This window comes from Bifidobacterium sp. SO1 (assembly GCF_018555335.1).
Taxonomy (GTDB): domain Bacteria; phylum Actinomycetota; class Actinomycetes; order Actinomycetales; family Bifidobacteriaceae; genus Bifidobacterium; species Bifidobacterium simiiventris.
The window spans coordinates 1-8,860 of the sequence record NZ_JAFEJR010000032.1; the positions used below are offsets into that span (position 1 = coordinate 1).

The 8,860-nt window shown below is 62.2% G+C and carries 8 protein-coding genes; 4 read left to right on the forward strand and 4 right to left on the reverse strand.

Features of this window, described 5'->3' with window-relative positions; genetic code table 11:
- Positions 1-738: hypothetical protein (locus tag JS541_RS14295; RefSeq protein ID WP_214375159.1), on the reverse strand; the 738-nt coding region annotated here is incomplete at its 3' end.
- 894 nt (positions 739-1,632) lie between these two features.
- Between JS541_RS14295 and JS541_RS14300 the strand changes: the two genes are divergently transcribed.
- The 3 genes from JS541_RS14300 (at position 1,633) to JS541_RS14310 (ending at position 4,185) form a co-directional block, all read left to right on the forward strand.
- Positions 1,633-2,706, forward strand: a complete 1,074-nt coding sequence (locus JS541_RS14300; RefSeq protein ID WP_214375160.1) for a hypothetical protein — start codon at positions 1,633-1,635, stop codon at positions 2,704-2,706.
- 97 nt (positions 2,707-2,803) lie between these two features.
- Positions 2,804-3,373, forward strand: a complete 570-nt coding sequence (locus tag JS541_RS14305) for a 2-C-methyl-D-erythritol 4-phosphate cytidylyltransferase (protein WP_214375161.1) — start codon at positions 2,804-2,806, stop codon at positions 3,371-3,373.
- A gap of 59 nt (positions 3,374-3,432) precedes the next feature.
- Positions 3,433-4,185 (forward strand): Fic family protein, encoded by a 753-nt coding sequence (locus JS541_RS14310; protein ID WP_240539393.1) that lies wholly within the window; start codon positions 3,433-3,435, stop codon positions 4,183-4,185.
- 3 nt (positions 4,186-4,188) lie between these two features.
- On the opposite strand, the gene JS541_RS14315 is transcribed toward JS541_RS14310, so the two are convergent.
- Positions 4,189-6,072: a hypothetical protein gene (locus JS541_RS14315; protein ID WP_214375162.1), complete on the reverse strand. Its 1,884-nt coding sequence runs from the start codon at positions 6,070-6,072 to the stop codon at positions 4,189-4,191.
- 164 nt (positions 6,073-6,236) lie between these two features.
- Here JS541_RS14315 and JS541_RS14320 point away from each other — a divergent pair, with 164 nt between their 5' ends.
- Positions 6,237-7,040 (forward strand): hypothetical protein, encoded by an 804-nt coding sequence (locus tag JS541_RS14320; RefSeq protein ID WP_214375163.1) that lies wholly within the window; start codon positions 6,237-6,239, stop codon positions 7,038-7,040.
- 266 nt (positions 7,041-7,306) lie between these two features.
- Here JS541_RS14320 and JS541_RS14325 read toward each other — a convergent pair whose 3' ends face one another.
- Complete coding sequence (locus JS541_RS14325; RefSeq protein WP_214375164.1) at positions 7,307-7,516, reverse strand: hypothetical protein; 210 nt, start codon at positions 7,514-7,516, stop codon at positions 7,307-7,309.
- Positions 7,517-7,637: 121 nt separating this feature from the next.
- The gene (locus JS541_RS14330) at positions 7,638-8,702 is read right to left on the reverse strand and encodes a hypothetical protein (protein ID WP_214375165.1); all 1,065 of its coding nucleotides are present in this window, start codon (positions 8,700-8,702) and stop codon (positions 7,638-7,640) included.
- Positions 8,703-8,860: the final 158 nt, after the last annotated feature.

Consider the following 8,860-nt stretch of genomic DNA (forward strand, 5'->3'; position numbering starts at 1 on the left):
TTCTCCGGGGGCGAGTGTGAAGGCGAACAGGCCGGGCGTGGCGGGGAGAAGTCCTTTCATGACGCCCGCGCCCCACATGGCGGTCGCGGTTTCGGCGGTGTTGTCCGGATCGCCTTTGTATTCGGGCCGATGGTCGGGGTAGGCGACCTGGCAGATGACCGCGCAGTCGGATCCGGGGGATGCGCGCCATGAGTCGCGGCTGGCGTGGATGATGCGTTCCTGCCGGTGGAGTCGTTCCCGGTGGTCGAGCCGCATGTTGCTGGTGAGCCATGTGTCGTCGTCGAACGTGACGCTGGCGAGCGTGCCGGTCGCGTTCGGCGTGCGGGAGAGGAGCCGCCGGATCGGGTTTTCTCCCGCGTTCGTGGGGATGATCCAGATGTGGATGAGCGCCTTGCCGCCGGCCAGCGGCCGGGGGTCGCGCAGGTAGCAGGTCATGAGCCGATGGTAGGGGTCGTCGTCGGGCCAGAGATGCTCGTCGGTTCCCGCGTCGATGAGTGGCTTCAATGTTTCGGCGGCGAGGATGGGGCTTTCCCGCCGGCCGCCGACGGTGACGAGCATCATGTATCTTGTGACGGGCTGGGCGCCGGCCTGTCGGGCCTGCCGCCAGACGTTTCGGGCCTGGGCGCGGAGCCGGCCTCGTCTGCGTTTCCTCTGTTCGATGGTGTCCTCGTCGACGGTGGTCATCCACAGCCGGTCGGAGATGTCGAATCGGACGGCGTAGGGTTTCGGCTGGATCATATGGGGCGGCTATGCGCGTCATGCGGTATGCGCGGTATGCACGTGTAGGAACGGGCGTAATGCATACCTTCCGTCTCCGAAAACGGCTTCATTCCAACGTTTTCAACCATCGAAAATGCCGTAGGAACCGTAGGAACGTACTTCTTAAAGGTAAGGGGAATCCCATAAAAGAGAGTAAGAGCGGAAAGTAGGTTCCTACGGTTCCTACGCCTTTGGGGGGTATTGAAAAACGGCTTGATTCCAACGATCCTCGTCCCTCCGCGGTATGCATTGGGCTCGTGCATACGACCTGCGTGAATGCATACCGCGGAGCCGCGACGGTCATTCGGCATCGTTGCGAACCGGTGAGCGTCATTCGCCGACATCCGCGCATGACGCGGCGAAAAGGAGCGAAATCCCTCCCGTTGTACGATCCACTGACATTCATCGCGCAGCGCCCCGTTTTCGGCCGATTTCGGCATACGTCCGAATGCCCGCCCGGATGGGGGCGGTCGGTCGGAGGGCCTGCCGCGCCGATCCCGACTCCGACGCGAAGCCGGTATGCATGGCATGCACGTGTAGGAACATGCCCCGTGCATACCATTCGCGCTTGAAAACGGCTTCACGCCAACGATTCGAGACGGTCGGGATCCCGTAGGAACCGTAGGAACGTACTTCTTAAAGGCAAGGGGAATCCATAAGAGAGAGTAAGAGCGGAAAGTAGGTTCCTACGGTTCCTACGCCTTTAGGGGGTGTCGGAGAATGGCTTGATTCCAACGATTCCTGCCTCTTGAAGGTATGCATCAGCCCCGTGCATACGACACGCGTAAATGCATACCGGAACGGGGCGAAGACTCCTCCCGACGCATAGCGGTTACGTCCAGCCGGACCATCGACCGAAAGTAAGGGGGCATCATGACCGATGTATCCAATCGCAGCCGCAAACCCAAGGGCATGAGCGAAGGCGGACAGTTCGACCTGGAACACGACAACACGCATGGCGATGATGACATCACACCCATGTTCGACCCGTTCGCCGGCCTCCACGCCGAAACGATCGGAACGGACGATCCACTCACCTTCGACGAATTCGACCTGTGCGCCGACATCGGCTTTCCCCTGGACGAGGCGGCGGACTGGGACGGGCGGATCGTGTTCGCGCAGAACATCGAAACGGACGATGCGCTCATCCTTCCCCGCATCCTCCGAATCTACGACGAACGCATCCGATTCGAGGATCCCGCGGATCCGACCATCGGCGAGGATCTCGACCCGCAGGACATCCAGAACGGGATCGTCCACCTCCGCCACCCGTACGATGACGCCGGCAACAGCCGGATCAGCCGTCAAAGCCTGTCCGAGGATGCGATCGGAGAACTGGCATCCATCGGCACGACCCCCAATCCCGATCCGAAACTTGCCGACACGGACAATCTGATCGTCGCCGCCACGCTCGCCGGCAATCCGAACGCGAACGAAGCCATGCTGGACACGCTGATCGACCATGACGAATCCGGGATCGCGACCAGCATGATCGCCGAACGGCCGGATCTGTCCGAAGCCATTCAGAACCGTCTCGCCGCATTGAAGGCGAAACCCCAGTGGGACATGGATCGTCTGCCCTGGCAGCAGCAGGATCTCGCCCCATCCGCACAGCTCACGCTCCTGCGAAACGATCCCGATGCGGCCGGGACGATGACGCACACCCAGATCCATCCGGTTCCCGAAGTATACGAATACGGGCTCGCGCGCACGCTTGCGGAAGCGGGGAGCAGGGTCGACTGGCTGGCGGAGGAACGGTATCCCGTCGAACGGCTTCGCAGCCAGCCGTTTCTCAGGAACGCGGACATTCCGGCAGACATTCGCGAACGCATGTCCCGGCTCGCATGGATTGCCCTCGCCTCGCGCGGCACCGAATCGGAGCGGCGTAAGCTCACCCATTCCACCGACAGGGAGATCGCAAAAACGGCTCTCCTCTCGTTCCGGTGAAGTCTGCGGCGCTTCCGTCCTCCATATATCGCATCCGGGGGTTCCTGCCGGACGCATGACCGCCTCAGACAGGAAGCCCGGATGATCGGAGGATGAGGTGAGGAATCGGATTCTTTGTCTGGACGTGGACAATACGCTCGGCGACTATACGAGCGGACTCCGCGACTACGTGAACGCGTGCACGCCGCGATACGCGTGTCCGGATCCGATGGCCTATGATTTCACGCTCACGCCCGGCTGGCCGTTCACCGGCAGTCTTCGGAACTTCCTCTGGTGGCACAAAAGGGCCGTCGCCTCCGGCCTGTATCGGCGTGAACCCCCGTATCCGCATGCGGCGGACACGCTCAACCGGCTCCATGATGACGGGTGGCGGATCATCATAAGCACCGCGCGAAGGGATGATCCGGACGGGCAGACGGCCCGCTGGCTGCGCAACAACGGGATACCGTTCGACGGACTGCACTACGGCGACAAGCTCGACATCCGATTCGACGCGCTCATCGACGACAAACCGGCCACGCTCGAACGGGCCGCACGGGATACGGACGCGATCATCCTCCACCCGGATCATGCGTACTGCAGGAACGCGCCCGGCCTCACGTTCCATGACTGGAATGAAATCCCCGGCCTGATCGGAACGGCGGATAATCCCGATTCGCTACAATAGGTTCCGGTAACGGCATGCAGGCGAAGGGGTGAAGGATCATGGTATGGGATGCGAATGGCATGCCGCACAAGAGTAAGGGGCTTCCGCAGGGAACGGCGGGAACCTTCGACGGCAAATCCGGCCGTGAAGCCGATTCCGATATCACCCCTCCCGCATCCCAATCACCGCTACGCACCGTCAAGGGGTTGGCCAGGCTCCTGTACCGGATGGGCCGTACCTTCGACGGGTTGAACACATCACGGCTCGCCACCGAGGACTTCCTCCGCACCGGCAATCCGAAGGTCATCGGCTCCCGCAACGACTATGATCTTCTCCGCGATCTCAGGGATGCATCCTCCTACGTGCTCGACACCGACTGGAACACGATCCGATTCGATCTTGACTGGTTCACGGGGATCAACGCCCGTATGACCCGGACGGCGGCCATGCAGCCGGGCGTGCTCCGGGATGCGGAGAACGTGATCGTCGGCACGAAATACGGCACGTACACGCCGCCCGTCCCCGACCCGAAACGTCTGACCTCATACCTGAATGAAGCCGCGTCAACGGGCGAACCGCCGCTGACGGCCGCGTCCCGACTGTTCGCCCGACTGGCGAAGGCCCAGCCGTTCGGCGACGGGAACAAAAGAAGCGCGCTCCTCGCCGCCAACGGGCTGCTCATACGGGCGGGCGAGACGGGCATGCTCGCCGTTCCCGTCGAGGATCCCGACAGGGCCATGTTCAACGATCTGCTCGGCGCATGGTATCTGAAGAATGATCCGACCGTCATCGACTGGCTCGCCGAATGGAATCAAGCCCATCCGGGCGACTAGCCCTCATCCCTGTCGCATGACCCGTGCGAGTTCCATCGCATCCATCAACGGTCCGGATGGTTCCGGCCCGGATTCCGACCTCGACGTGATCGGGGTCGTCCCGCCGTCATCCCCGTCATCATGCGACGTGTCATCCCCGGTCGGACCTCCGCCGTATTCGTCGAGGCTCTCATTCCACTTGTCGCGGATCGCGCCGAGGAACGGGAACAGCTCGTACGTCTTCGACTCCGGGAACGACACGCGGCTCATGATCAGCCGGTTGAACTCGGGATCATCCGCGGTGGTCTGATCGAACGAATCCAGATACGAGCCGCGATCAATCCCCTCCGGCAGGCCCAGCCGGTCGCACATCCACGTGCCCAACGCCTTCGCATCGTTCGTCCCGTCGGGGAGTATGGGGAAGTACGATTTGAACACGAACGGCGTCTGCCCTTCGAACTCCGCGGAGCCCACGCCCTTGCTGACGCCCTCCTGGAACACGTTGTCCGGGCATTCGGGCACCGATTCGGGAATGTTGAACACGAGCCCCCGCTGCCCCTTCGAGGCCCGGGCGCCCATGAGCGTCTTGTTGCCGATCGCGGACCGAAGGCTCGGAGGCATGCCGGTCGCCGCGGAGGCGACCTGATTGAGCAGCATGACCCGATACCCGTAGGCGCGGCCCACCAGCACGAGATCGGTGACGGTGCGGAGGATCAGCTCCTTGACCTGCGCGTCATGCTTCTCCTCCCAGACGGGCGGCAAAGCGGTCTTCGGCAATGCGCCCGCGCTCTTATGGCCGACGGTCAGCTGGGTGAACTCGTCGCAGACGACAAGTCTTAACGGCATCTGCTGTTTCTCCTCGTCGGTGAGCTGATACCAGTTCTGGTAGCCGCGTCGGCGGAAGAACTCGGCGCGCGCACCGCCCTTGTCGATGTCCGCCATGCACGTCTTCAATACGCCCAGGGTCTGGAGGAGACTGTCGCATCCCCAGCCGTGTTCGTGGATCCAGGGGCGCGCCCAATAGTAGTCGGCGGCCTTGGTGAAATGGTCGACGACGAACAGTTCGACCTGTCCGGTCGCCAATTGGTCGGCGATGATCGCGTTGCCCGCATTGCTTTTGCCGGAACCGGGAAGACCGCCCAGATACAGGCTGGGGGATGCCTTCCAGTCGAGGATCGCACGCTCCGCCTCATCGCCCGGACGCGCGAGCTTCACGCCGAATGGGGTGCGCTCCCGATCCGCGCCCAGCGTGTCGAACGGGAGCTTCACCAGCTTCGGGAACGTCTTCGGCAGCCCGGGGTGGATGATGATCACGCCGGTCTTCACGTCCGTCTCATGCCACCATCCGTAGCGGCCGATCTGCGCGCATGCGGCCTCGACCTTCCCATCCCACTTGTCGGGCTGATAAACGATCCCGTCATCCAGGACCGCCTTCCAGCCGCCCTCATCGGTGGGCTGGACGGTGAGATCCCAGTCGTGCAATCCCATGGCGGTGGCGAGAATGCCGCGCGTGGTCTTCTGCCCGTCCGACAGGCGTTCGATCACGGCCTTGCCTTCGTACGGGTGGAATTCGGTGAGCGTCCATCCCTCGTACTTGTTCTCGTAGACGGTCCGCACCTCCTCGCCTTTGGAGGGTTTCTGCTGGTCGGCGGACAGGTTGATCTCCTTGCGCGTATCGGTCACGCCGGTGACGACGCTCAATCCCCGGTCGACGAGGATCGCGATATGCCGATCCCGGTCGATGCTTTCCAACACCGCGTCCTTGGCCTCCGGATGACGGGTCTTCCACTGCGCGATCCGTCGCTCCAATGCGATCCGGTGATCCCCGTTGCCCGCGGGGTCGAACGGCACGTCCCCTTTGCTTTTCGAATGCACGGTTTCGGGATACTTGTATTCGTAACGCTTCATGCGGGACGGCTATGCGACGCATACGGCTTCGCGTGATGGTGTTGAACCTCTGTTTCTGGCTTACGGTCGGAGTCGCCTTTCGCTGGCTGCCGCCGGCCGTCTGTCTTCGGATGAAACGGTATCGGGCAGCCGGATACTGCGGGCCGGATCAGTGGGGCGCATTGATGCTGGCCTTCCTGATGCCCGTCATGCTCGACGTGCTCCCCGACCCGTATCCGTTCCGCATGGTCTGCCTGTTCTGCGGATACGTCTATGGATGGCGGCTGTTGGATCGTCCGACATGGGAGACGAGGAAGACATGGCGGATCATGCCGGCCGTACCATGCGGGAGTATGGGACATGACGACTGGCTGTGCGAGATCACCCCGTTCATCAAGGAGAACGATCCGGGTGCGGGGCTCGTCTCCCGGTACTTCGATCGGACGTGGAAACGGGAACGGAACGATCACCGGTATGCGGAACGCACGGACATCCGCCGTCGCGGAACCGTGACGGTCGTCGTGGGGCATACGACCGGACTGGGAGCCGTCATCCGGGGGAGGGGCGGCGAGTTTCCGGAGCGGATCATCCGCCGGATGACCTCCCGGAGCATGCCGTATCCGACCGGCCGGTATCATATGACGGCCGGGGATGGGGATGTGGATCGTTTCGTACGCGCATGCATGATGAGATACGGTGCGGAGGTGATCATCTCCCTGTCCGAGGATCTGAAGGAGCGACCGCATCCTTGGCTTCACGCTTTCGCATACCGTTGGCGTTGCGCCCCGATCGCACGCGCATTGACGGCCAGACGACGGTATCCGATCGGCCGGCTCGGCTGGGATGGGATACTGGATGACGCCATCCAATGCTACGGGGAGACGATCCGCCGATACGGGATCTTCGGAACATTGGATCAGGGTGTTACGGGACTGTGCGCGGAGGCGTTCAAAGTCGCGGAGCGCATCCGGAAGCTGCGCGGGCTTTAGGGTTCCGAATGCGCTCCGCGACCTTCGGAACGAATCGCATTCCGCATGCCGTTCCGATTGGAGATGCCGGCGGGGAATCAGTCGGCGGACAGGCGTCACGATCGGGATATGGGATTGAGGAAGCCTCTGCTTCGACTGCTGATGCTGACTGTAGCGGTCGCCGCCGCCGATCTGGGACAGTTCCTGCTCGCCCTGTTCGAACAGTCCAAACCGTTATCGAAGGTCATTGTCGGATGTCTGACCCTCGTAATGATACCCGTCGGTTTTCATTGGGTCAGAAGGTCGATGCCCGAAACGACGGCCACTGAGGACAATACGATGATATAGGTCAGAACGGCGAGAATCATTCCCCATGATTCCCGCCGTCTCCATTTCCTGATGATCTCCTGTCTGGAATGATCATCAGGAAATGAAGACGACGGTTCTTTCAGCTCCCGGTCACGGTTTTCATCGCAGTAATCCGTCCACCAGAACATGAAGACGATTCCTGCGATCAGCCCGATGCCGCATGCCAATGTCAACATGCGGCAGGACTATGCGACAGGAAGCGAAGATCCGAGGCTGCGGGATGCCGTTGATTCTTGTCGCCGTTATGGCCTACCGGGCGAATCGGCCGCCCCATTCAAGCCGGTGCTTCAATGCGATGTCGGCCTGTTCGGACAGTTCGCGCCGCTGCCTGTCGGTCAGATCCGGATTATCAAGGAACCTTTTCTCACGGAGGCGCTGGATCGGATAGTTCGGATGTTCGAACGCGACATGCGCGTAGATCAGCTGCTCCGTGTCGTTCGAGACGCGGGGGATTGTGTACGGATGCCGGAGAATGTCCCCGTTGTCCTCGTCCTTGACGCAGCGGACGGCGATATGCTCGACCGCCTCCGGGGCCATCTCCTGACGTTCGGAGAGCAGCATGCCACCCAGGCCGGCATCCGTCAGGGCGCACTGCTGGCGGATGGTGAGGTATTGGCTTCTCACGATGGTCTGAGACCACCCGTATTCGACGAGAGCCGGATTGGAGAGCAGACGATCCATCGCATCCGAATCCGGGGCTCCGTAACTGCGCAGCAGGCCGAGGGTCGCGCGGACGGCCGCGGAGTCGGGTCCCTCCTCCACGTCCATGTCCATCACGTTCTGGGCCATTTCGGCGGAGCGCGTGACGGCGATATGGGCGATGTCCTTCGGGATCAGGGAGGAGCGTCGGGTGGTAAACGCATGCAGGACGGCCGCATTCCCGTATTCGGCGAGATCGGTGAGCCGACGATGCCGCTCCTCGACCTCCTCCTTCGTGTGCGGCGGATCATATCTGCCCGCCGCGCAAAGCGCCGTGATGTCCTCCGGACGGGTCATGGACGGGATGGCGAGATACTCCGCATCATCCTCCGGGTCCGTACGGCCGTCGTCCCGCAGGTCGATGAACTGATCACCGTCCTTGAGAAGGAAGCGGTCATGCTGTTCGTCGTAAACGGGCGTCTGGTCGGGAATGTCGTCGAATCCGGCCCGCTGGTAGTCGTCATAATCGAGGCTTCCGTTCCAGCCGGCTGCGGATGCCGCGGCGGGCGTGGCGATGTCGTGGTCGCCGCCGCCGTTGCCGTTCTCCGTCTCGTACTGGCCGCCGTCCGGCCGGCCCTTGCCCTTATGGCTCCTGTTGTTCGCGTCACGCACCATGATAGCACGGCTCCTTTTCCCCGATAATGGACCCGTTGTCTATTTAGAAGTGCAACGCCCTTGTTTGTCGGCTAATTCTAGCAGTTCGTCGGTGAATGCCTCGGCCGGCGTGCGGTAGCCGAGTACCCGCATGGGACGGTTGTTGATCTCGTCCACGA